Origin of the sequence: Actinomadura sp. BRA 177, assembly GCF_013372625.1 — a bacterium.
Taxonomy (GTDB): Bacteria; Actinomycetota; Actinomycetes; order Streptosporangiales; family Streptosporangiaceae; genus Spirillospora.
The window spans coordinates 1-23689 of record NZ_JABXFD010000327.1 but is presented as its reverse complement, the minus strand read 5'-3'; the positions used below and the strand labels follow the sequence as shown (position 1 = coordinate 23689).

Below are 23689 nucleotides of genomic sequence, written 5' to 3'. Positions count from 1 at the left end.
TGGGGACGCTGAACCCGGGGTGGCGGCCTGGGAGGCCACCAACCTGTACACCGTCGCGTCCGCGATCGTGGCGGCGGCGCGGCGGCGGGAGGAGACGCGGGGGAGCCACTGGCGGGAGGACTTCCCCGAGCGGGCGGACGGCGTGTGGCGCGGTCACCTGGTGACCCGGCTGACGGACGGCGTCCTGACGACCACGTACGAACCTCTGGAAGGAAAGCGCTCATGACACCGGAACTCTCGCAGCGGCTCACCGCCGCCGGGCTGGATCCACAAACTGTGGATAACCTCGTCCGGGCGGCGCTCGCCGAGGACGGGGAGGTCGACGTCACCAGCATGCCGATCTTCGCGCCGGACGACACCGCGGCCGGAGACCTCAGGGCGCGGGACGAAGGCGTCATCGCGGGCATCCCGGTGGCCTGCGTTGTCTTCGACTTGCTGGACGTCCCGTACGAGGTGAAGGCCGAGGACGGTCAGCGCGTGAGTCCCGGGCAGGTCCTCATCTCGGTCAGTGGGCAGACCAGGGCTGTGCTGAGGGCTGAGCGGACGGCCCTGAACCTGCTCACCCATCTGTCCGGGATCGCGACTGCCACGCGGCGCTGGGCGGACGCCATGGACGGCACCAAGGCGAGAGTGCGTGACACCCGCAAGACGCTTCCTGGTCTGCGTGCCCTGCAGAAGTACGCCGTCCACTGCGGTGGTGGGGTCAACCACAGGATGGGCCTGCACGACGCTGCGCTCATCAAGGACAACCACATCGCGGCGGCCGGAAGCGTCACCAAGGCGTACCAGGCGATCCGCGCCGTATACCCGTCCCTGCACATCCAGGTGGAGTGCGACACCCTCGCGCAGGTGGAAGAGGCGCTCCAGGTGGGCGCGACGAGCATCCTGCTCGATAACATGACCGACGCCGAGATGGCCGAGGCGGTGCGCCTAGTGGCGGGGCGGGCGGAGCTTGAGGCCAGCGGTGGCCTTACCCTGGACCGGGCCCGAGACGTCGCCGTGACCGGGGTGGACTACCTTGCCGTCGGCGCGTTGACGCATTCGGCGCACGTGTTCGACATCGGCCTTGACTTCTCCTGACCAGCGGGGACCTGATGCTGCTCACCATCGACGTCGGTAACACCCAGACCGTCCTCGGCCTGTTCGAGGGCGACGAGGTGATCGAGCACTGGAGGATCAACACCGATCCGCGGCGCACCGCCGACGAGATCGCGGTGGTCCTGCAGGGGCTCGTCCAGCAGAGCCCGCTGCTGGCCGAGACCGACATCAGCGGCATCGCGCTGTGCTCCACGGTCCCGTCCGTCCTGCACGAGATGCGGGAGATGTGCCGCCGCTACTACGGCGACGTGCAGGCGGTGATCGTGGAGCCGGGCGTCAAGACCGGCGTCCCGGTGCGCATGGACAACCCCAAGGAGGTCGGCGCCGACCGCATCGTGAACGCGCTCGCCGCCGTCCACACTCATGGCGGGCCTGCGATCGTGGTCGACTTCGGCACCGCGACCACGTTCGACGCCGTGTCCGCTAAGGGCGAGTACGTGGGCGGTGCGATCGCCCCCGGCATAGAGATCTCGATAGACGCACTGTCGTCGCGCGGCGCGCAGCTCCACAAAATCGAGCTCGTCCGGCCGCGCAACGTCATCGCGAAGAACACGGTCGAGGCGCTCCAGTCGGGCATAATCTTCGGTTTCGCCGGCCAGGTGGACGGCATCGTCGAGCGCATGTCGGACGAGCTCGCCGCCGACCCCGAGGAGGTCACGGTCATCGCGACCGGCGGCCTCGCCCCGCTCGTCCTGGAGGAGTCCCGCAGCATCGACGTGTTCGAGCCGTGGCTGACCCTCATCGGCCTCCGCCTCATCTACGAGCGCAACACCCCGTAGCCGCGTAAGCCGTTCGCGGGGCATGCGACGAGGTCGATAGCCTTGAGCGGTGAGTGACGAGACCTTCGACGAGCTCCCGGAGCAGATGCGCGTGCGCCGGGAGAAGCTCGACCGGCTCCGCGAGAGCGGGATCGACCCCTACCCGGTGACCTTCCCCCGGACGGCGACGATCGCCGAAGTCCGGGAGAAACACCCGGACCTGGAGCCGGGCACCGAGACGGGCGACAAGGTCGGCGTCACCGGTCGCGTCATGCTGGTCCGCAACACCGGGAAGCTGTGCTTCGCCACGATCCGGGACGGCAGTGGCGATCTGCAGGTCATGCTGTCGCTGGCCAAGGTCGGGCAGGAGCAGCTCGACTTCTGGAAGCGCGAGGTCGACCTCGGCGACCACATCGGCGTCGAAGGCGAGGTCATCACGTCCCGTCGCGGTGAGCTGTCGGTCATGGCCGACCGGTTCGCCATCACGTCCAAGTGCCTGCGTCCCCTGCCGGAGAAGCACGCCGGCCTGACCGACCCTGAGGCGCGGGTACGGCAGCGCTACGTCGACCTCATCGTGAACGATGAGGCGCGGAAGATGGCGCGGCTGCGCAGTGCCACCGTCCGTGCGGTGCGTGACTTCTGGCATGGGGAGGGCTACCTCGAAGTCGAGACGCCCATGCTGCAGCCCATCCATGGTGGGGCGACCGCGCGTCCGTTCATGACGCACATCAACGCGTACGACATGGACCTGTACCTGCGCATCGCCATCGAGCTGTACCTGAAGCGGCTCGTCGTGGGCGGCATAGACAAGGTCTTCGAAATCAACCGGAACTTCCGGAACGAGGGCGCGGACTCTACGCACAACCCCGAATTCACGATGCTGGAGGCCTACGGCACGTATCTCGACTACAACGACATGGCCGACCTGACCCAGCGGATGTACCAGAAGGCGGTCGTCGCCGCCCTGGGCACCACTGTGGTCGTCCATGACGGTGTGGAGATCGACCTCGGGTTGGCTCAGTGGCCGCGCATCACGCTCTATGGGTCGGTGTCGGAAGCGCTCGGTGAGGAGATCACGCCGCACACGCCGATCGAGGACGTCCGTAAGTTCGCGGACGCGCGCGACATCTCCTGGGACCCGAAGTGGGGGCAGGGCAAGCTCGTCCAGGAGTTGTTCGAGGAGCTGATTGAGCACACCCTCGTCCAGCCCACGTTCGTCATGGACTACCCGGTCGAGACGTCGCCGCTGACGCGCCAGCACCGCGAGGAACCCCTCCTCACCGAGAAGTGGGACCTCATCGGGTTCGGCACGGAACTCGGCACCGCCTACTCCGAACTGGTCGATCCCATCGAGCAGCGCCGTCGCTTGACCGAGCAGTCGCTGCTCGCCGCCGGCGGCGACCCGGAGGCCATGCAGCTGGACGAGGACTTCCTGCGCGCGCTCGAGTACGCGATGCCGCCGACCGGCGGGATGGGCGCTGGCATCGACCGGATGATCATGGCGTTCACCGGCAAGGGCATCCGCGAGACGATCCTGTTCCCGCTGGTCAAGCCCGAATAGTGACCGGCAGGTCGCGCAGGCCGCGCAGGACGAGGTTGTCCCGGTAGACGAGGTCGCCGGCGTCGGCGAGGGCCACGTCGCGTTCGAAAAGTTTCTTGAGCGCGACTTGGCCCTCCAGCCGGGCCAATGGCGCGCCCAGGCAGAAGTGGATGCCATGGCCGAACGAAAGATGCCGTGGTGTGTCGCGTCCGTCGGAGTAGCGCGTCAGGTCGAGACGGTCCGAATCCTCGAAAACGGCCGGGTCGCGGTTGGCGGCACCGGTCAGCAGTAGGACGAGCTTTCCGCGTTCGACGAACGTGCCGTTCAGGTCGACGTCCTCTAGGGCGGCCCTAAGGGTGAGCTGGACGGGTGGGTCGTAACGGAGAAGTTCTTCCACGGCCGCTTGGACGTTCTCAGGGCGCCGCCGGAACAACTCCAACTGCGCTGGATTGCGGAGCAACGCTAGGGCGCCGTTCCCAATCAGGTTCACGGTCGTCTCATGGCCTGCGACGAGCAGCAGCACGCACGTTGCGAGGAGTTCCTCCTCCGACAGGACGTCCCCGCCGTCAGAGACGCTCACAAGAGCGCTCAGAAGGTCCTCCTGGGGCCGGACGCGGCGTTGGGCGGCCAGATCCCGGAAGTACGCCGCGAACTCCTCACGGGCCTTCTCACGCTGCTCGATCTCGTCCTCCGGCAGTAGGAAGTCGGGATCGAGGCCGCGCGCGAGGCTGTCGGACCAGCCTTTGAACAGGTCGCGGTCCTGCGCCGGGACGCCGAGCATCTCGCTGATCACGATGACCGGGAGCGGATACGCCAGCGTCGCGATCAGGTCGACGTCGCCGGAGACCCCGTCCAGGAGCTCGTCCACCAGCGCTTCTACCCGCGGCCGCAGCCGCTCGACGAGCCTCGGGGTGAACGCCTTGCTGACCAGCCGCCGGAGGCGGGTGTGGTCGGGCGGGTCCATCGTCAGGAACGACCGGTTCCGGGCCCGCGACTCGCGCCACAGCCCGCCGCCCTCGGGACGGTGCCCGAACTGGGGATCGCGCAGCACCTGCTCGCACAGGTCGTAGGACGTGGTCACGCGGAGGCCGACGTCCGTCCGATGGAGGCGGCGCCCACCGGCGGCAAGCCGGCGGTAGTGCGCGTAGGGATCGGCCCGGAAGGCCGGATCGCCGGGATCGAACCCGAGGACCGCCGCAGCCTCGGCCTCCACGACCTGCCCCGTCCTGTCCTCCATGCCCCCAGTCACCCGGACACAAGACAAAATGTCAATAGCCCGCATCCGCGCGGTCGGCGTCCCCGCGGCGCATGATCCTCAACAGCCCGGCCCTCAACGGCCTATCGCTCAACGGCCTATCGCTCAACGGCCTATCGCTCAACGGTCAGGCGTTGGCGGCCCGGAAGGCTGCGCGTTCGGGGCTTTAGCGATGGTTTGGACGGGTGGGAACCGTGGGCGGCGGGGGCGTTAAGCGCTTTCGCGGATGACCAGTTCGGGGCGCTGGACGACCTGGCGGTGCTGGTGCGACTTGCCCTCGCTCATCTCGGCCAGGGCCAGTTCGGCGGCCTCCCAGCCCAGCTCGCGGCGCGGCTGCCGGATCGTGGTCAGCGGGACGGCGGCGCTCGCGGCCAGCTCGATGTCGTCGTAGCCGAGGACGACGATGTCCTCCGGAACGCGGACGCCGAGCCGGGTCAGCTCGTTGATCAGGCCGATCGCGAGCAGGTCGTTGGCGCAGAACACGCCGTCGGGCCGCGGCGACAGGGCCAGGACCTCATGCGCGGCGGCCTGCCCCTCGGTGGGGCTCAGGGCGTCCTGAACGAGCGTGCGGGGCTTGCCGAAACCGGCCTCGACGATCGTCCGGGCCGCGCCGTCGCGCCGTTCCACGCAGGGCTGCGGTTCCGGGACGCCGGTCACGAAGACGATCCGCTCGCGGCCGATGCCGAGCAGGTACGCGGCGGCGATCTCCCCGCCGGCGACATGGTCGACCCGCGCCGAGCACGCCTGGGACGAGTCGCGGTCGATCAGCACCACGCTCATCCCGGCGGCGCGCAGCTGCGAGATGTCGCCCGGATTCAGCCCGACCGGGATGATCAGCACCCCGGCGGCGCGCTGCTCCTCCAGGAGTTCCAGCGAGCGGCGCTCCTTGGCGGACGAGTGGTCGCTGGAGAGCCAGAGGGCGTCGTGGCCCGCCGCGTTGAGCGCCGCCTCGGCGCCGCGCGCGACATCGGACGCGTACGGGTTGGTGAGGTCCTCGACGACGATGCCGAAGGCCCGGCGCGGCTGGTCGCCGAACTCGCCCGCGGTGCGGTCGGGGCCCCGGCGGAGCCGGCGCGCGGACTCGTTCCGGACGAATCCGAGCTCCTCGATCGCGGCGCGAACACGGTCACGGGTAGCTTCGGCCACGAGGTCTGGCCGGTTTAGGACATTCGAAACGGTCCCAACTGAGACTCCAGCACGCCTCGCGACCTCACGAATACTGGTCTGTGGCAACTCGCTCCTCGTCCCGACCCGGGAGAGTTTCCCCAGGTAGTGGCGTTGTTCGCGGCATGTGGCCGCTGCCGTGGCTACGCAGCGTCACTAAACGGACGCGTAGCGCATTTGGACAGCGCTTGACGGGCCGGATCCGGCCGCCTAGCGTTCCGAGCCGAAGCGTAGCTTGAAACGATTCACGATCTTGGTCCGCGGCTAGATCTGGCGAGTCCATCGAGAAGGGACGGGTGCGGATGGCTGGCGATCTCATCCCGTCTCCCTCGGACGACCAACGAGTGAATCGTCACCCGGAGTTCCCCCGAACGACCCCGCAATCGGCCAGGCGGCCACCTCCGGCCAAGCTCGCGAGACAGCAAAGGAACCCGATGATCTAAGTCCGGAAGGCTCCGGACCCGGCAACCCAACGCGCGTACAGATCGAGGCCAACCCGTGCCTGTGCAGCGGACGGCTGCATCCCCGCGGTCATCACCACGGACGAGGGAGGACGGAGTGGAAACAGCCACACTCGCACGTCGTGGCACCGACGATTTCGGGCTCAGCGAGGAGGAGATCCGGCTGCTCGCCCAGATCGCGAGCGGTGTCACCGCCGATGTGGCGGCACGCAAGCTGGAGCTGAGCGCCCGGACCCTGCGGCGCCGGCTGCGGACGATCTGCGACCGGCTGGAGGTCAACACCCCTATCGAGGCCGTGGTGTGGGCGGCCCGGAGGCAGCTCATCTAGCGGCTTCACCCCCGACGCTCGCCAGGGGACGGGCGAGCGTCACGAGAGATCCAGGCGGCGAACTCACTCGAATCCGTCCGACCCCGCAGCGGCGGCGTCTGCGCCCTGACAGGTAGGTCCCTGCAGGAGGCGTCGCCGCGGACGGCGTTCGACCCCGCGCCGACGGATCTCTTCACCATGCACGCCGGTACGGGCCGGCGCCGGCGCGATGCGCGCGCGAAGCAGCCCCGGCCCGCGAGTCAGCCCTCCCGGTGTTCAAGTCGGGCGGCCGCGCGTTCAAGCCAGGCGACTCGGTGTTCAAGGTCAGGCGACCGGGTGTGCCGGTCAGCGGGGGCGTGTTCCGGTTACGCGACTCGGACGGCGCCGGCGAAGGGGCGTCCGGCCATGGGGGCGATCTTGACGACGTCGCCCGTGTGGGGCGCGTGCAGCATCTTGCCGTCGCCGACGTACATCCCCATGTGGTGGAGGTCGGAGTAGAAGAACACGAGGTCGCCCGGCTGCAGCTGGCTGCGCGACACGTGGGTGCCCGCGTTCCACTGGCTGCCGGTGTAGTGCGGGAGGTTGATGCCCACCTGCTTGTAGGCCCACATCGTCAGGCCGGAGCAGTCGAAGGTGCTCGGGCCGGCGGCGCCCCACACGTACGGGCGTCCGATCTTGCCCATGGCGTACCGCAGCGCCTGCGCGGCCTTGCCGGTGCCGATGACGGGGAGCTTGGCGAGCTGGGTGGGGTCCCGCTTGACGATCTTGCCGCGGACCTTCTCGTAGGCGTCGGTGACCTTCTTGCGCTGCGACTCCAGCTGCGTCCGCAGGTCCTTGACCTGCTTGGCGCGCTCCTCGGCGGACTTGCGGGCGCGCTGCGCGGCCTGCATGGCCTGCATGAGCCCGAGCACCTTGGTGCTGTCCTGCTTGGCGAAGTAGTGCAGGGTCGCGGCCTGGTCGAGGACGGCCTGCGGGTCCTGGGAGGCGACGAAGGAGACCGTGGGGTCGGAGCCGCCCTGCATGTAGCTGGTCGCGGCCAGGGTGCCGACCTTCTGCCGGATGGCCTGGAGCGCCTTCTCCTGCCGCTCGGCGTTCTCGGTCGCGACCTTGGCGGCGCGCTTGGACTGCGACAGCTTCACCTTGAGGCCGTTGTACTGCTCGGTGACCTGCTCCAGCTGGTCGGCGAGCTTGAGGGCCTGGGACCGGAGCTCCTTGGTGGACGGCTCCGGATCGGCGTGGGCGACGGCGGTGGTGTGCGGTGCGGCCGTCAGGGCGATGACCGCTCCTGCCACGGTGACCGCGCGGCCGCGAAATCGTGAAAGGGATGCAGGCCGCGATTGCTGCACGAATTCTCCTCTCCTGGTCCGCCTACCGGGTTAGCTGACGGGTTGGGGCCGGAGCAGCCCCTCCGCGAGCGTGCGCGGGTCGTCCCGCGGCGTTGCGGATTCACCCCTCACGGTGGCGGCCCGGGGGCGGTCCCCCGAACGCTCCGAAAGTGGTTCCCCGGTTCCTCGGGGCACTGGTTGCGACCCGTGGATTCGGCGGTTCGGCCTCCGTTCTGCGGGCGGCCGACGTCAGCGTCGGACACTAACGGAACGCGCAATGGATGCCAACCAGAACTTGAGAAATCGCAGGTCGGCAGGGCGGGGCGCGCTGGGGCGCCGGGTACGTCCAGTGACGGAAACTGTGTTTTGAGTCACTTTTTCGAACGCGGATGGCGGTGCCTAGTCGTTTCTATCTAGTCATCCTTGGGAGTCGCCCACGATACGTCTGCGGACGCGTGCGTTCGGTAAGACCCGGTGTTCGATAATCTCGCCTGTTTGTGGAGGTCGTGATCCGGCGTGCCCGTACCGCCGACGTTCAGGAGATCCGCAGGCTGGTCGATCTGTACGCCGGGTCGGGGCGACGCCTGCTGAAGAAGTCGACGGTGAAGCTGTACGAGGACGTCCAGGAGTTCTGGATCGCCGAGGACGCCCGGCAGGGGACGCCGGGGCCCGTCATAGGCTGCGGTGCCCTGCACGTGATGTGGGAGGACCTCGCCGAGGTCCGCTCCGTCGCCGTGGACAAGGGGTACGGCGGACGCGGCATCGGCCACCACATCGTCACCCGGCTCCTGGAAACGGCGCGGGAACTCGGTGTGCGGCGGGTGTTCTGCCTTACCTTCGAGGTGGAGTTCTTCGCCCGCCACGGCTTCCAGCAGATCCTCGGGACTCCGGTGGCGCCAGAGGTGTACGAGGAGCTTCTCCGCTCTTACGACGAAGGCGTGGCAGAGTTCTTGGACCTCGATCGGGTCAAGCCGAATACGTTGGGCAACACCCGGATGTTGCTTCGCCTGGAGGACTGAGCCAAATGAGCGATTCCCCCCACCGCGGACGGCGTTACCAAGCGCCGCAGGGGCAGGGTTCCTACGGCCCGCCGCCCCCGTACCAAGGTTCCCAGTGGCAGCAGCCTCAGCAGCGGCAGCCGGCGCAGCAGCAATGGCAGGAGCCCCAGCAGGACTGGGGACGCTCCTACGAGCCGTCCTACGACCAGTACGGCGGCTCCCAGGGCGATGAGATACAACTCGCCCCGATCGCGCGGCGGGCAGGCGCCAGGATCATCGACAACGCTCTTGTCGCGGTCTTCGGGTTCGCGCTCGTTCTGCCCGTCACGGTTGCCGCGTTCGGTCTTGGCGATTCGGGCGACGAGGACGAGGGCGGCATCTGGAACTGGCCCATCATCTTCACCCTGTTCTGCGTCATGTCCGTGCTGCCGTTCCTCTACGAGGCCGTCCAGCTGTCCATGTGGGGGCGGACGCTGGGCAAGCGGGTCCTGGGCCTGGGCATCGTTCAGGCGCGTCCTGTGGGACGGCCGATGACCACCACGCAGGCCGTGTGGCGGGCCGGCATCGTCCATGTCGGCTACCAGATCGGTGTCTTCTTCTTCCTCGTCCTGGCGGTGATGGTGTGGGAGTACGCCGCCTACGGAATGGCGCTCGTCTGGGTGGGCGGCCTGATGGCCTACCTGTGGGCGATCTGGGACCAGCCCCTGCATCAGGCCCTGCACGACCGCTTCGCGGACACGCTCGTCATCGATGAGCGTGTCGCATACGACGAGTACACCGAGTACGCGGAGTAGGACCGCGATGGCGGTTCCCCTTGCCGAACCGGGTCAGCGCCTACTGGCGCGCGTAGTCGACACCCTTGTCGTCGGTGTGCCGGTCATCGTCGTCGTCCGGGAACTTGTCTCCGGACACATGCTGGACGTCATCGCCCCGCCGGCCGTGGCCGGATGCATGCTGCTCTACGAGGCCGTCCAGTTGGCCCTATGGGGACGGACACTGGGCAAGCGCTTCGCGGGCATCGAGGTCGTCGCCGCCCTGCCGGTCCTACAGGCCGGTGGGGCGGACGCAGAGGAAACCGGTGGCGTAACGGGGGTCATGCCAGTTTCCGTGCCGGGATTCGTGCCCGTGTCCACCACGCCTGAGGAAGCACAGGCCGTACCCGGCGAAGCCACGCCTGGACGATCTGCGCCTGGCTCGCCCGGTGAGGTGGAGGCCGGCGGCCATCCCGGTGTTCTGCAGTGCGTTCTCCGCGCGGCGGTTTATTCGCTGCCGATCGCCGCGCGCCCGATTCCCGTCTTCGGTCTGCTGGCGAGCGTCTTCTGGGTCGCGAACGCCGGGCTCATGTTCGAGGGGACGCGCCGCCAAGCCGTCCACGACAGGCTCGCCGGGACGGCCGTGGTAAAACGCGCACGCCCCGATTCCCCGGCCTTCTGAGGCCCTCTCAGGCGCGTTCAGGCGTGCTCCCTGGAGCTTGATCCCCGTCCCTCGTCCCACGATCCATCGCGGGACGAGGGTATTCGCCTGCCTTCTACATGCTTTCCCCGGAGATGGCCGGGTCTGTTTCGGACGTCCGCGTTCGCGGGGTGAATCCCAGCTCGTTCCGGTTACGGCCCTGAATCGGGGTGGGATGTGTCGCGTCCCGGACGCCGCCTCCGGATTGAAAGTTTCTTCCGCCGCCCGTTGCCATGGCTCCCGCGGTGTCGCTTCATAGCGGTACCGGACTTACTCCGGATGGGACACGGTCTCACCGGAACGGACTTTCGCGCGTCCATGCGCGGCGAGACGGTAGGTGGACCACGTTCACCCCGGAAGTGGTGGATCAGCCGGTCGGATTGTGCCTCAATCTCCTGATTTCAGGAGCCCAAGCGCGACGGCGGGCTTCGGCGGGATCGCCGATGGCGACGCGGAGGCGACTTCGCGCCCCGCGTCGGCGGAACAGATTTTCGGGGTCGCCGTCCAGCCTGTTATCCGGCAACATCAGCCGGTCAGGGGGATGATCTCTGCTTTCCCTTCCACGGGATCCCTCGCGCATACACGCGTCCATGCGTACCCGGACGTCCTTCGGGGTCTCCCCAGGTACCTGCCGTGCGGGGCAGGCGAGCTCGCGCGGATTCCCGCCCGGTGGACGCTTAGGACCGTTACGTCAGGGTTAATCGTTGACCGCGCTACCGGTGCCCACCGCCTGTTAAGGTCCGGGTAGGGGCTTTTCTGTCCGGACGGACCCCGCCGCCCGAAAGCCGGGATGTCCGCAAACCCGGCCCAATGCGCGAGCGGCCGTCCCAGGTCAGCGCGGTACGCCGTGACACCGGTCACGCCCGAAAACCCCGGCCCCACCCCCGCGCCGGAAATTCACGGACGCCGGACCGTCCGCCGGTCCCGCACGTCCCCTGACTGCTCCGCAAACGATGAGGCTGATTACGCCCGGTCACCGGCGGGAAGGCGACTTCCACCGCAGTGCCGGTTCATCGCGGCCGCTTGAATTGTCATCCGCGGAGTTCTCGGTATATCTTTGTCAACCGATTGAAGTTTGCTCCAGCCGAAAGGTCTGTCCCCATGGCACAGAAGGTTCAGGTGCTTCTCGTCGACGACCTCGACGGTGGCGAGGCGGACGAGACGGTTGCGTTCTCGATCGACGGCGCCTCCTACGAGATCGACCTGAGTGGCACGAACGCGACCAAGCTGCGGGAATCGCTGCAGCCGTTCGTGGAGAAGTCCCGCAAGGCGGGCACGGTCTCGCGCCGCCGCCGGCAGCGTGGCGCGTCCAGCCGGGAACGCAGTGCCGAGATCCGTGCCTGGGCCAAGAACAATGGCATCAAGGTCAATGAGCGCGGACGCATCCCGGCGCACGTGATCGAGCAGTACGAGGCGGCCAACTGACCCGCTCCTCTTCACCGGCGGCCCGTCTCCGTTAACGAGACGGGCCGTTCGCCGTTCCCGCCCCCCGAGTTCTCCCAAGCACCCGCGCATCCCCACGACCTGCGTCCTTCGGAGCGCCGTTGTTAGGGACCTTCGGACGGCCGAGTTCACCGAGCCCCCGCCTGGCTGCGGCCTGAGGGCGGTGCGCGCTCGTTGTTGGAGGGCCTTTGGAGGGCCGAGTTCTCCCGAGCGCTCGCCTGGCTGCGGTCTGCGGGCGGTGCGCGTTCGTTGTTGGGGCCTTTGGAGGGCCGAGTTCTCCCGAGCGCTCGCCTTGCTGTGGTCTCCGGGCGGTGCGCGTTCTCGCTTAGGGGCTTTGGGCGGCCGTATCGACCGAGCACCCGCCTCGTTGCGGTCTTCGATGGTCCGCGTTCTTCTGAAGGTCGTCGATGTAGGCCTTCCGAGGATCCGCAGCATCCTGGAAGCCTGCGTTTACGCGCTCTCGGTGGTCCTTGTTCTCCCGAGCGTCCACTGTCGGCGGTCCGTTGAGCGTTCGGTGCTTCCGGGGCGTGTGCGCGCGTATGGTCTCCGCGTCGGTCCGATGTTCTGTCGGCCGTCCAAGGGCGTCCTCCATCGGGTCGGAGTCAGGCGGTGTGCGTCGCGGGGAGGCGGCGGCGGTGAAAGCGGTCGTTCGCTTGTGGCGTAGCGGCAATGGGGTTCGGCGCGGACGCGGCGCGGTACAGAGGCGGCGCGGGCGGAAGTCCGGCCCCATTCGGCACGTCCGTCCCGCGCCCCGATCGACCTGCGGAAAGCCCCCGTTCGCTTGCGGCGTAGCGGGAACATGACGCACCGATGCGGTAGTTGGATGAGACTGAACAGCGCTTAGCTGGGGAACGTCTTCTGGTGGGAGTGCACCGGGCGGCCTCCTCGGGGCGGGCTAGCATGCGGAAGGACAGTTCCGGACGTTCCGGACTCTGCCCAACCGCTCTGTGAGGAGCGACGAGATGTTCGAGAGGTTCACCGACCGCGCGCGGCGCGTTGTCGTCCTGGCCCAGGAGGAGGCCAGGATGCTCAACCACAACTACATCGGCACCGAGCACATCCTCCTGGGCCTCATCCACGAGGGCGAGGGTGTCGCCGCAAAGGCTCTGGAGAGCCTCGGGATCAGCCTTGAGGCGGTCCGCCAGCAGGTCGAGGAGATCATCGGCCAGGGTCAGCAGGCGCCGTCGGGCCACATCCCGTTCACTCCGCGCGCCAAGAAGGTCCTTGAGCTGTCACTGCGCGAGGCGCTGCAGCTCGGCCACAACTACATCGGTACCGAGCACATCCTGCTCGGGCTGATCCGTGAGGGCGAGGGCGTCGCCGCCCAGGTGCTGGTGAAGCTCGGCGCCGACCTGAACCGGGTCCGCCAGCAGGTCATCCAGTTGCTGCACGGCTACCAGGGCAAGGAGCCGGCCGCCTCCGGCGGTCCCTCGGAGTCGGCTCCGTCCACTTCCCTCGTGCTCGACCAGTTCGGCCGCAACCTGACGCAGGCCGCGCGGGAGAGCAAGCTCGACCCGGTCATCGGCCGGGACAAGGAGATCGAGCGGGTCATGCAGGTGCTGTCCCGCCGCACCAAGAACAACCCCGTCCTCGTGGGCGAGCCCGGCGTCGGTAAAACGGCCGTCGTCGAGGGGCTCGCGCAGAAGATCGTCAAGGGCGAGGTGCCCGAGACGCTCAAGGACAAGCAGCTCTACACCCTCGACCTGGGCGCGCTGGTCGCCGGGTCCCGGTACCGCGGTGACTTCGAAGAGCGCCTGAAGAAGGTGCTGAAGGAGATCCGCACCCGCGGCGACATCATCCTGTTCATCGACGAGCTGCACACGCTCGTCGGCGCGGGTGCCGCCGAGGGCGCGATCGACGCCGCGTCCATCCTGAAGCCGATGCTGGCGCGGGGCGAGCTGCAGACCATCGGCGCCACCACGCTGGACGAGTACCGCAAGCACCTGGAGAAGGACGCCGCGCTGGAGCGCCGCTTCCAGCCGATCCAGGTCGCCGAGCCGTCCCTGTCCCACACGATCGAGATCCTCAAGGGCCTGCGGGACCGCTACGAGGCGCACCACCGCGTGTCGATCACCGACAGCGCGCTGGTCGCGGCCGCGCAGCTCGCCGACCGCTACATCAGCGACCGGTTCCTGCCCGACAAGGCGATCGACCTGATCGACGAGGCCGGCTCGCGGATGCGCATCCGCCGGATGACCGCGCCGCCGGACCTGCGTGAGTACGACGAGAAGATCGCCGACGTCCGGCGCGACAAGGAGTCCGCGATCGACGCGCAGGACTTCGAGAAGGCCGCGGCGCTGCGCGACTCCGAGAAGCAGCTGCTCGGCCAGAAGGCGCAGCGGGAGAAGGAGTGGAAGGCCGGCGACATGGACGTCGTCGCCGAGGTCACCGACGAGCTGATCGCCGAGGTCCTCGCCACCGCCACCGGCATCCCGGTCTTCAAGCTGACCGAGGAGGAGTCGACGCGCCTCCTGCGCATGGAGGACGAGCTCCACAAGCGGGTCATCGGCCAGCACGACGCCATAAAGGCGCTGTCGCAGTCGATCCGGCGCACCCGCGCCGGCCTGAAGGACCCGAAGCGTCCCGGCGGCTCGTTCATCTTCGCCGGCCCGTCCGGTGTCGGTAAGACGGAGCTGTCCAAGACGCTCGCCGAGTTCCTGTTCGGGGACGAGGACGCGCTGATCCAGCTCGACATGTCCGAGTTCATGGAGAAGCACACCGTCTCGCGGCTGTTCGGCTCCCCGCCCGGCTATGTCGGGTACGAGGAGGGCGGCCAGCTGACGGAGAAGGTCCGCCGCAAGCCGTTCTCGGTCGTGCTGTTCGACGAGATCGAGAAGGCCCACCAGGACATCTTCAACTCGCTGCTGCAGATCCTGGAGGACGGCCGCCTCACCGACGCGCAGGGCCGTGTCGTGGACTTCAAGAACACCGTCATCATCATGACGACGAACCTGGGGTCCAAGGACATCTCCAAGGGCGTCTCGATGGGCTTCGCCCGGCAGAACGACGAGCAGGGCTCGTACGACCGGATGAAGGCGAAGGTGTCGGAGGAGCTCAAGCAGCACTTCCGCCCCGAGTTCCTCAACCGCGTCGACGACACGGTGGTCTTCCACCAGCTCACCCCGAAGGAGATCATCCAGATCGTCGACCTGATGATCGCCAAGGTGGACGAGCGGCTCCGCGACCGCGACATGGGCATCGAGCTGCGGCAGGAGGCCAAGGACCTGCTGGCGCTGCGCGGCTACGACCCGGTGCTCGGCGCCCGGCCGCTGCGCCGCACGATCCAGCGGGAGATCGAGGACAACCTGTCCGAGAAGATCCTGTACAACGAGCTGAAGCCCGGCCAGATCGTGATCGTGGGCACCGAGGGCTTCGACCCCGACAACAAGGACTCGGTGGAGAACGCCAAGTTCACGTTCAAGGGCGTGCCGAAGCCGACCGGCGTCCCGGACAGCCCGCCGCCCATCGAGGGCGCGGTCAACTTCAACAAGGACTGACCGTCCGTCGAGAAGGGCCCGCAGCCACCCGGCTGCGGGCCCTTCCGCATGCATGCCGTAGCGGCGGCGCGGGAAGCATCCGACCTACGCGACCCGCCCCAACGAGCAGGAGCCAAGGTGACAACGCGCCTGACTCTCAGCGCCCCTGTCCTGGACGCCCCGGACCCGCACGCCCTTGCGGCCTTCTATCAGCGCCTCCTGGGCTGGACGGTGGTCCAGAACGAACCCAACTGGGTGAAGCTGCGACCACCGGGCGGCGGCACCGGCCTGTCGTTCCAGACCGAGCCGATCTACCGCACCCCCACCTGGCCCGCCGTCGAGGGTGCCCAGCAGATCAGCGCTCACCTGGACTTCGAGGTGGACGACCTGGAGGCCGCCTGCGAGCACGCGGAAGCCACCGGCGCCGTCCTGGCCGACTTCCAGCCAGACGACGACGTCCGCGTCTACCTTGACCCGGTAGGCCACCCCTTCTGCCTCTTCCTCCCAGAACCAGAGTCTCCGAGCGAACTCTGAGCCGAGTTATCCACAGATTCGGGTTCCCCTTCCTTGCCCGGCAGTGCTCCCCGACGATGGGACGAAGGAGGGAAACATGGAGCAGCAGGGCCTGGCGAGGGAATGTCGTACACGCCGCCTACTATTCGAACATGCGATCGAATGTGGTGGGTTCGGCGGCGGAGTATCGGCGGCCTCGCGCCTCATCCGTGGACGCGGCGTTCCAGCGCGACGTCCGCGCCCCGGCGCCACCGCAGATGCCGATCTTCCGGTCCCGCCTGCAGGGCGAACTGCTGGCGCGGCTGCTGCTCGGCCCCCGCCGCGAGGCGTCGATGCTCGACCTCGCGGTCATGCTCCGCACCGATCTCGGCTCGGTAATGCGCGAAACCGAACGGCTGTCCCGCGCCGGCGTCCTCACGCTTGCCGGCCGCCTGGCGTCCCGCGACGAGCTGAGCCCGCTGTACGAGCCGCTCGCCCGCCTGGTCATGCTGACCTTCGGCCCGCCCACCGTGGTCGCCGAGGAGTTCGGCCGGCTCCCGGCCGTCCGCGAGGCGCACCTGTTCGGCCCATGGGCGGCCCGCTACGCCGGCGTCCCGGGCGACCAGCCGCATGACGTCGAGGTCCTGGTGATAGGCACCCTCAGTAGCGAAGCGGCCTTCGACGCAGCACAGGAGACAGCCGCCCGCCTGGGCCTGCCCGTCCACCCCGTCGTCCGCACCCCCGCCCAGTGGACGGACGACACCGACCCTTTCCTCCGCGAAATCCGCGCCGCCCCCCTCCACCCCGTCATAGACACCGCCCCGTAATCGCGGAATCGAGGACCACAACTCCAAACCGACCGCCCCCGCACCACAACCGCCCCGCTTCGCCGCTATGACCGCCACAGCTGTCTGCTCCGCCTCTGGATCGTCACAGCCGCTCGGGCTCCGTCCCTGGGACCGTCGCAGCCGGTCAGTTCTGCTGCTGGGAACGGTCACGGCCACTCTCGTTCTGCCGCTGGGCGGTCGCAGCCGCTCTGCTTCGCCCCTGGGTGCGTCACAGCCGTTCTGTTTCGCCCTGGGAACGTCACAGCCGTCCCGTTTTCTCTCCCCGGGGACGCCGCAGCCGTTCCGCTCCGTCCCTGGGAACGTCCCGGTTGGAACCCGCAGGGGTGGGCGTCCTCGGCGGAGCGAGCGACGTCGGCCTTGCTCGCGGCGGCCCCTCCCCGGGGGCAGGCAGCTTCGGGTAGGTCACGTGGTGAGCCAGGTGGCTATTGCCTGGTGGAGGCGGCACTTTGTGGTGGTGGAGGCGAAGGAGGCGTCGACGGCGGCACGGGCGAGGGCGGCGAGCATGGGGTCGTCGTAGCCGAAGGCGTCCCGGACGCGCGTGTATTCGGTGGTGAGGGAGGTGTCGATAAGCGCTGGGATGTCGGTGTTCAGCGTAACGATCAGGCCCGCGTCGCGGAGGCGGGGGAAGGGATGAGAGTCGAGAGATGGGGCGAAGCCCAGGGCGACGTTGGAGGAGGGGCAGACTTCCAGGGGAATTCCGCGTTCGCGGACTTCGGCCATGAGGTCGGGGTCGTCCAGGATGCGGATGCCGTGCCCCAGCCGTTCGGTGCGCCCGGGGCCCAGAGCCTGCCGGATGCTGGCGGGTCCCTCGCCTTCGCCCGCGTGGTGGACGACGTGGAGCCCGGCGTCGCGGGCGGCGGCGAAGACCTCGGTGAACGGGTCGCCGGGGTGAGCTTCGTCCCCTGCGAGTCCGACGGCGACCACGCGGTCGTGGCGCCGCGCGAGGTCGAGCGTCCGCCAAGCGCGCTCCACGGAGCGACGCCGCGAGTGGTCGAGGATGACGCGGCACTCGATCCCGAATGCGTCCTGCCCGGCCTCCAGACCCTCCAGGACGGCCTGGAGCGGCATGCCGAGATCGCCGAGCCGCTCCCCGTGACCGGCCGCCGTGAACGAGACCTCGGCGTACTGGACGCCTTGTCCGGATTCGTCCGCACAGAACTCGTAGGCGATACGACGGAAGTCCGCCGGACGCCGCAGGCAGGCGCGGACGAGGTCGTTCTGCGCGAAGAAGGAGGCAAAGTCCCCGAACGTGCCCGCGCGGTCGGGCATCTCCACCCCGTTGGCCGCACCGATCTCCTGAAGCGTCCCCCACCGGACGGTGCTCTCCAGGTGGACATGCAGATGCGCTTTGGGCAGCCTCAGCAGATCACGCACACCCGTACGCTACGGCCGCCCGGCCTGGCATGCCCAACCAATATTCCAGCCGGCACGGTAGGCCACCCCCACACCTCCGCCACTGCCGAGTTACACCATCGAAGGCCCAGCCCCTTGCCCGTATCCACGACCCGCCGTCCAGAATGCCTGGCTCCGTGCCCGTACACGCGGCCCCCCACGCCCACCCGTCGCCTCGATGCCCGCGATCCCGTCTCGCTGCCCGGCCGCGTGAGCGCGTGGCGTGGATGTGCGCTGTCGGCCGGCGTCTGACCTGGAGGCGGTGGTGGGGCCTTCTGCGTGGGTGCGGGTGCCTGGGTTGTGGTCTGCGTGTGCGTCGCGTTGCTCGGCTGCGTGGGCGCGTGGCGCGGATGTGTGCTTGTAGCCCGGATGCGCGGTCTCCTGGCTGGGACGCGGGCCGGTGTGCGGCTGCGTGCTTGTTTGGGCGGACTTGCGGCCGCCACTTGGGCCGCCGCCTGGGCGTCCAGCCGACAAGCGCGCAACGGGCCCCGGCTGCCCGGATATCAAGCCACACATCACAATCACGCTCGCCTTTCGCTGGGACGTGTGTAGTTCGAATGCGCGGCCCGATAGCTGGGATGCGCGGTCCGAGTGTGCGGCTGCGGGGTTCAGTGGGCGGATGAGCGGTTGCGTGGCGGGGGTGTGGGGTACAGCGTCCCGGCTGTGCGCTTGTGTGGACGCGCTTGTCGGAAGTCCGGCGTGTGGGCCCGCGGCCGCGTATACGAGCCAAGGAGCCGCGCATTCGGGCTACAGGCGCATGGTCGAACTACATGCCGACAGCCAGGTAAGCGCTCAAGCGCCTCCAGGCGACAAGCGCGCGTCCGAGCGGAAGGCGTGTGGCCCGGGCCTCGTCGTTGGGCAGCGGCTTGTCATGCAGCCGGCTGCCCGCCGCGTCTAGCGCGCAGGCATGATGCTCGCCCTTGCCGACGTTGCGGGACACCGCGCATTCGCTGCTCATCGACGTCCTGTCGTGATGTATGGGACTTGGTCGCGGTCGGGCGACGACTTACGTTACGAAGAGACCTGCCCCCGAGGGACGGCCGGGTTCCTATTGGCGGTCCATCGACGCCACCGGACCGGGTGACATCAACGACAGGGGGCGATCAGTCATGCCCGGCCTGGCGAGCAAGCTCCCCGCTTGTCGGGGACGCGAAGAAGGTAACGGGCAGGTGGGAGCGCTGTGTTGGGCTCTAGGTCCTTGATGCGTTCGGGAGTCGTTAGGTCGGGGGCTTTGTGATGGGTGGTCTTTCGAGCCCTTTTTACCTGGCGCATTGTGAGGGGCGTTCGGGTGGTTGACGGTTGCGGCGTTGGTTTAGGTGGGGAGGGCGTAGTGGCCGTTGTCCAAGGGGTCGACTAGGCCGTCGGCGATGAGGGCGTCTAGGGCGCGTTCGCGTTGGACGGCGTCTGACCAGACGACGTCGAGGGCCGGTTTCGGGACTGGGCCCTCGGCGTCGCGTAGGACGGCCAGGATGCGGCCTCGGCACTGGCGGTCGGTGCCCGCGTAGGTTTGGCCCCGGCGCGGCGGGCCGTCGTAGGCGGGGCGTCCGGCGAGTTGCCAGGCGCACTTGTCGAGCACCGGGCAGTCGACGCAGCGGGGGGTGCGGGCGGTGCAGACCAGCGCGCCCAGTTCCATGACGGCGACGGCCCAGCGGGCGGCCGTCGGAGGATCGGGCGGCAGGAGGCTTTCCGCGAGTTCGACCTCGGCCCTGGTCTGCGACTTCGGCGGATACTCGGCCCCGGACATCAGCCGGGCCAGGACACGCCGGACGTTGGTGTCGAGGACGGCGTGCCGCTGCCGGAACGCGAAGCTCGCGACGGCCGCGGCCGTGTACGCGCCGATGCCGGGCAGGGCCAGCAGGTCGGTGTGGGAGGACGGGACCTCGCCGTTGTGTCGTTCGGTGATCGCGCGGGCGCTTTCGTGCAGGCGCAGCGCGCGGCGCGGGTAGCCGAGACGTCCCCACGCCCGGACGGCCTCGCCGGACGGTTCGGCGGCCAGTGCGGCGGGCGTCGCCCAGCGCGTCATCCAGGCGTCCCAGACGGGCAGGACGCGGGAGACGGGTGTCTGCTGGAGCATGATCTCGCTGACGAGGACGCCCCATGGGGTCGCGTCCGGCGCCCGCCAGGGAAGATCCCGGGCGTTCGCCTCATACCAGTCGAGGATCGGGGCGGTGTAGACGGAGTTCAGTTTCATGGCGCGCCGCTATTGTGGCACGCGGCGGGTCGTCCCCTCTTTCCGGTTCGGTGAATGCATACTGACCGTATGTGTCCGAATACTGGACGTGACTCGGATGGTTCTGGGCTGGACCAGTACTGGCGGCGGCGTGCGGTGGCCCTGGCCGGCGTGCTCGGCGCGGTCGGCCTGCTGGCCTGGGCGTGCGCCGGGACCGGGGAGGGCGAGCCGGTCCGGAAGGCGGGCGCGGCCGAGAGCGCGAGCCCGCCGCCCCCGCCCACCGCGATGCCGACGGTCACGGTCACGACGACGGCCACGCCCGAGCCGGATCCGGCGGACGACGGCGGTCCCTGTGACGGCAAGGATCTCGTCGTCAACATGTCGACCGCCGATGACACCTTCGCGGGCTCGGCACGGCCGGAGTTCCGGATCACGGTCGTCAACACGGGGCACGGCACCTGCAAGTTCGACACGGGTTCACTGGACGTCCGCATCACGTCCGGCTCGGACCGCATCTGGTCGTCCGCCGAATGCCGCCACGGCGACGCCCCCAAGGAGACCCTCCGCCGCGGCATCCCGTACGTCGACACCGTCACCTGGGACCGCGAACGAGGCTGCAAGGGCAACACCCAAGCCCGCCCCGGCACGTACGTGGCCGACCTGAAGGGCACGAAGGTCAAGAAACAGATCTTCCGCCTCCGCTGACCCGCTCCGCCTCTGCCGGCCTGCCTGACCTGCGCCGAAATCGGTCTCGCCCGCGGCGCCGTCGCGGATCATCGTCGGCCGCGTCCTGGACCAGTTCGGCCTACCTAGCGACAACGGCGGTAGGCGGCGCCGCAACCACGTACCACCCGCAGATAGGCGTCCTTAAGCTCAGTTCGCGAGGACCTGTGCGTTGCGATCGCGTGCGAAGCCAGGTTCGAGCGAAGCAAGAACCTGATCGCGCAGCGAGCCGCTAGGCGAGTCGGATGCGATGCAGCGATCGCCGCTTTGCCCGTGGAAGAAAGGGCGCTCTAGCGCCCGACCGCCGAGGGCGAAGCAAACTACACGTAGCGTTCTAGGATTGAGGATTCGGCTAGGCGGGAGAGGCCTTCGCGGACGCTGCGGGCTCGGGATTCGCCTACGCCGCCTACCGCCTGGAGGTCGTCGATGCTGGCGGCGAGGAGTTTCTGCAGGCCGCCGAAGTGTTCGACGAGGCGTTCGACGACCATGCTCGGCAGTCGCGGGACCTTGGCGAGGAGGCGGAAGCCCTTGGGGCTGACGGGCAGGTCCAGGGCGTCCGGGCCGGCGAAGCCCATCACCTCGGCGACCGTGGAGAGGTCGAGGAGCTCGTTGGCGGAGAGGGCGTCGAGGGACGTGAGGATGGCGGCGACGCCGCGGGCGCGGGTGTCGTCGGACGGGTAGTCGCGGACGATCAGCTCGCGGTCGGCGTCGACGCCGGAGACGAGTTCGTCCAGCTGGAGGGAGAGCAGGCGGCCGTCGGTGCCGAGTTCGACGACGTAGCCCTCGATCTCGTCGGCGATGCGCCGCACCATTTCGAGGCGCTGGACGACGGCGCTGACGTCGCGGACGGTGACGAGGTCCTCGATTTCGAGGGCCGAGAGCGTGCCGGACACCTCGTCCAGGCGGAGTTTGTAGCGTTCGAGCGTCGCGAGGGCCTGGTTGGCCTTGGAGAGGATGGCCGCCGAGTCTTCGAGGACGTAGCGGATGCCGTCCAGGTACAGCGCGATGATGTGCATCGACTGGCTGACCGAGATGACCGGGTAGATGGTCTGGCGGGCGACGCGCTCCGCGGTGCGGTGGCGGGTGCCCGACTCCTCGGTGGGGATGGTCGAGTCGGGCACGAGGTGGACGGCGGCGCGGACGATGCGGCTGTGGCTGTCGTCGAGGACGATCGCACCGTCCATCTTGGCGAGTTCGCGCAGGCGGGTCGCGGAGAACTCGACGTCGAGCTCGAAGCCGCCCGAGCACAGTTCCTCGACGGTCTTGTCGTAGCCGAGGACGATCAGGCCGCCGGTGTGGCCCCGCAGGATCCGCTCGAGTCCGTCGCGGATCTGGGTGCCCGGGGCCACCGCTGCCAAGGTGGCGCGGCGTTGTTCGTCATGACCCTTGTCGTGTGATGGCACCTGACCCCCGGAGGTCGCTGGACGGCGTCAGTTTACCGAGGCGGGCGGCGCCCTGGTTCCTCCCCAGGTCGCAAGCCCGGGTTGTGTGCAGTAATACTCTGGCGTGACTCCCGTCAGGGCGCCGTAAATGCGACCTGGAGGGCCTGCTGGAGGCTGTCCACCTCCATCACCTTCATGCCCTCATAGCTGCTGAGCTGCGGGTCCGCGCGTTTGAGCGGCGATCCGTCGGCGAGTTCGAGGGAGCCGCGGGGGACGACGGCGTACTTGAACCCGAGCCGGGTCGCCTCGGCGAGGCGCCGCTGGACGCCGGGCACGATGCGGACCTCCCCGGCGAGCCCCACTTCGCCGAGCGCGATCAGGCTGTTGGACAGCGCCTGCTCGACCGTGGAGCCCGCCACGGCCAGGGCGAGGGCCAGGTCGACGGACGTCTCGGTGAGCCGCACCCCGCCGACCGTCGACACGTACACGTCCTGCTCGTGCATGGAGATCTTGCAGCGCTGCGCGAGGACGGCGAGGACCATCGCGACGCGGGACGTGTCGAGCCCCGACGTGGCCCGGCGCGGCGCGGGCAGATGCGATTTCGCGACGAGTGACTGCACTTCGGCGACGAGCGGGCGGCGTCCTTCCAGCGTGACCGTCACGCAGGTGCCGGGGACGGCCTCCTCGCGGCGGGTGAGGAACAGGCCGCTCGGGTCGGGTAGCCCGACGATGCCGACGTCGGAGAGGTCGAAGCAGCCCAGTTCGTCCGTGGGGCCGTAGCGGTTCTTCACCGCGCGGATCATGCGGAGGCGGGAGTGCCGGTCGCCCTCGAAGTACAGGACGACGTCGACCAGGTGTTCCAGGAGGCGCGGCCCGGCGATCGCGCCGTCCTTGGTGACGTGGCCGACCAGCACGACGGTGATGCCGCGCTCCTTGGCGACCCTGATCAGGTTGGCGGCGACCTCCCGGATCTGCGTGACGCCGCCGGGCGCGCCGTCGACCTCGGACGTCCCGATCGTCTGGATGGAGTCGACCACGAGCAGCGACGGCTCCACGGAGTCCACATGCCCGAGGATCGCCGACAGTTCGGTCTCTGCCGCCAGGTACAGGTGGTCGGTGATCGCCCCGATCCGGTCGGCGCGCAGCCGCACCTGCTCCGCCGACTCCTCGCCCGTCACATAGAGGACGCTCTTCCCGGCCTCGCCCTCGGGGCCGGTCGAGGCGAGCGCGGCGACCTCCAGCAGCAGCGTCGACTTGCCGATGCCCGGCTCGCCCGCCAGCAGCAGGACGGCCCCGGGCACGATGCCGCCGCCGAGCACCCGGTCCAGTTCGTCCAGCCCGGTGGCCCGCGTCTGCGCGGACCGGACGTCCACCTGCCCGATCGGACGCGCCGGCGCGCTGACCG

The 23689-nt window shown here is 68.9% G+C and carries 20 protein-coding genes, 1 pseudogene and 1 riboswitch; of the genes and pseudogenes, 13 read left to right on the top strand and 8 right to left on the bottom strand.

The window, feature by feature from the left end; genetic code table 11:
- From HUX53_RS42555 to lysX, 4 genes and pseudogenes are all read left to right on the top strand, one after another.
- A pseudogene (locus tag HUX53_RS42555) lies at window positions 1–226 on the top strand (hypothetical protein); the annotation flags it as partial.
- The gene (gene nadC, locus HUX53_RS16960) at window positions 223–1080 is read left to right on the top strand and encodes a carboxylating nicotinate-nucleotide diphosphorylase (RefSeq protein ID WP_176404171.1); all 858 of its coding nucleotides are present in this window, start codon (window positions 223–225) and stop codon (window positions 1078–1080) included. The pseudogene HUX53_RS42555 and the gene nadC, both read left to right, overlap by 4 nt.
- Window positions 1081–1094: 14 nt before the next feature.
- Window positions 1095–1877 carry a type III pantothenate kinase gene (locus HUX53_RS16955; protein WP_176404170.1) on the top strand — a complete coding sequence of 261 codons (783 nt, stop codon included), beginning with the start codon at window positions 1095–1097 and terminating at the stop codon, window positions 1875–1877.
- 85 nt (window positions 1878–1962) lie between these two features.
- The gene (lysX, locus tag HUX53_RS16950; RefSeq protein ID WP_217919527.1) at window positions 1963–3417 is read left to right on the top strand and encodes a bifunctional lysylphosphatidylglycerol synthetase/lysine--tRNA ligase LysX; all 1455 of its coding nucleotides are present in this window, start codon (window positions 1963–1965) and stop codon (window positions 3415–3417) included.
- On the opposite strand, the gene HUX53_RS16945 is transcribed toward lysX, so the two are convergent.
- Together HUX53_RS16945 and HUX53_RS16940 are read right to left on the bottom strand one after the other, a co-directional pair.
- Window positions 3404–4633, bottom strand: a complete 1230-nt coding sequence (locus HUX53_RS16945) for a cytochrome P450 (protein ID WP_176404168.1) — start codon at window positions 4631–4633, stop codon at window positions 3404–3406. The two genes, lysX and HUX53_RS16945, sit on opposite strands and share 14 nt — an antisense overlap.
- Before the next feature lie 228 nt (window positions 4634–4861).
- Window positions 4862–5884 (bottom strand): LacI family DNA-binding transcriptional regulator, encoded by a 1023-nt coding sequence (locus HUX53_RS16940; protein WP_176404167.1) that lies wholly within the window; start codon window positions 5882–5884, stop codon window positions 4862–4864.
- A gap of 489 nt (window positions 5885–6373) precedes the next feature.
- Here HUX53_RS16940 and HUX53_RS16935 point away from each other — a divergent pair, with 489 nt between their 5' ends.
- The gene (locus HUX53_RS16935; RefSeq protein WP_021591725.1) at window positions 6374–6604 is read left to right on the top strand and encodes a LuxR C-terminal-related transcriptional regulator; all 231 of its coding nucleotides are present in this window, start codon (window positions 6374–6376) and stop codon (window positions 6602–6604) included.
- A gap of 344 nt (window positions 6605–6948) precedes the next feature.
- Here HUX53_RS16935 and HUX53_RS16930 read toward each other — a convergent pair whose 3' ends face one another.
- On the bottom strand, window positions 6949–7875 hold the full coding sequence (locus HUX53_RS16930; protein WP_176404166.1) for an NlpC/P60 family protein: 927 nt from the start codon (window positions 7873–7875) through the stop codon (window positions 6949–6951).
- 57 nt (window positions 7876–7932) lie between these two features.
- Window positions 7933–8137: riboswitch (cyclic di-AMP (ydaO/yuaA leader) on the bottom strand.
- A 268-nt stretch (window positions 8138–8405) separates the two neighbouring features.
- Between HUX53_RS16930 and HUX53_RS16925 the strand changes: the two genes are divergently transcribed.
- The 7 genes from HUX53_RS16925 (at window position 8406) to HUX53_RS16895 (ending at window position 16596) form a co-directional block, all read left to right on the top strand.
- Window positions 8406–8927 (top strand): amino-acid N-acetyltransferase, encoded by a 522-nt coding sequence (locus tag HUX53_RS16925; RefSeq protein ID WP_309237278.1) that lies wholly within the window; start codon window positions 8406–8408, stop codon window positions 8925–8927.
- Between the two features lie 5 nt (window positions 8928–8932).
- A complete protein-coding gene (locus HUX53_RS16920; protein WP_176404165.1) occupies window positions 8933–9700 on the top strand; it encodes an RDD family protein in 768 nt (255 codons plus the stop codon).
- Window positions 9657–10340 carry an RDD family protein gene (locus HUX53_RS41215; protein ID WP_309237277.1) on the top strand — a complete coding sequence of 228 codons (684 nt, stop codon included), beginning with the start codon at window positions 9657–9659 and terminating at the stop codon, window positions 10338–10340. The genes HUX53_RS16920 and HUX53_RS41215 overlap by 44 nt, the downstream gene beginning before the upstream one ends.
- 1119 nt (window positions 10341–11459) lie before the next feature.
- A complete protein-coding gene (locus tag HUX53_RS16910; protein WP_176404164.1) occupies window positions 11460–11783 on the top strand; it encodes an Lsr2 family protein in 324 nt (107 codons plus the stop codon).
- 980 nt (window positions 11784–12763) lie between these two features.
- On the top strand, window positions 12764–15298 hold the full coding sequence (locus HUX53_RS16905) for an ATP-dependent Clp protease ATP-binding subunit (protein WP_176404163.1): 2535 nt from the start codon (window positions 12764–12766) through the stop codon (window positions 15296–15298).
- A gap of 117 nt (window positions 15299–15415) precedes the next feature.
- The gene (locus HUX53_RS16900) at window positions 15416–15811 is read left to right on the top strand and encodes a VOC family protein (RefSeq protein WP_309237276.1); all 396 of its coding nucleotides are present in this window, start codon (window positions 15416–15418) and stop codon (window positions 15809–15811) included.
- A 131-nt stretch (window positions 15812–15942) separates the two neighbouring features.
- A complete protein-coding gene (locus HUX53_RS16895) occupies window positions 15943–16596 on the top strand; it encodes an ArsR family transcriptional regulator (protein WP_176404161.1) in 654 nt (217 codons plus the stop codon).
- A gap of 423 nt (window positions 16597–17019) precedes the next feature.
- Here HUX53_RS16895 and add read toward each other — a convergent pair whose 3' ends face one another.
- From add to HUX53_RS16880, 3 genes are all read right to left on the bottom strand, one after another.
- A complete protein-coding gene (gene add, locus HUX53_RS16890; protein ID WP_176404160.1) occupies window positions 17020–17991 on the bottom strand; it encodes an adenosine deaminase in 972 nt (323 codons plus the stop codon).
- Window positions 17992–18775: 784 nt separating this feature from the next.
- Window positions 18776–18967, bottom strand: a complete 192-nt coding sequence (locus tag HUX53_RS42260; RefSeq protein WP_176404155.1) for a hypothetical protein — start codon at window positions 18965–18967, stop codon at window positions 18776–18778.
- 354 nt (window positions 18968–19321) lie between these two features.
- Window positions 19322–20200 carry an A/G-specific adenine glycosylase gene (locus HUX53_RS16880; protein WP_176404159.1) on the bottom strand — a complete coding sequence of 293 codons (879 nt, stop codon included), beginning with the start codon at window positions 20198–20200 and terminating at the stop codon, window positions 19322–19324.
- Between the two features lie 135 nt (window positions 20201–20335).
- On the opposite strand from HUX53_RS16880, the gene HUX53_RS16875 reads away from it, so the two are divergent.
- A complete protein-coding gene (locus tag HUX53_RS16875; RefSeq protein ID WP_176404158.1) occupies window positions 20336–20884 on the top strand; it encodes a hypothetical protein in 549 nt (182 codons plus the stop codon).
- A 338-nt stretch (window positions 20885–21222) separates the two neighbouring features.
- Here the strand turns inward: HUX53_RS16875 and disA are convergent, their stop codons facing one another.
- Together disA and radA are read right to left on the bottom strand one after the other, a co-directional pair.
- Window positions 21223–22305: a DNA integrity scanning diadenylate cyclase DisA gene (disA, locus tag HUX53_RS16870; RefSeq protein WP_176404157.1), complete on the bottom strand. Its 1083-nt coding sequence runs from the start codon at window positions 22303–22305 to the stop codon at window positions 21223–21225.
- 113 nt (window positions 22306–22418) lie between these two features.
- Window positions 22419–23689: DNA repair protein RadA (gene radA, locus HUX53_RS16865; protein ID WP_176404156.1), on the bottom strand; the 1271-nt coding region annotated here is incomplete at its 5' end.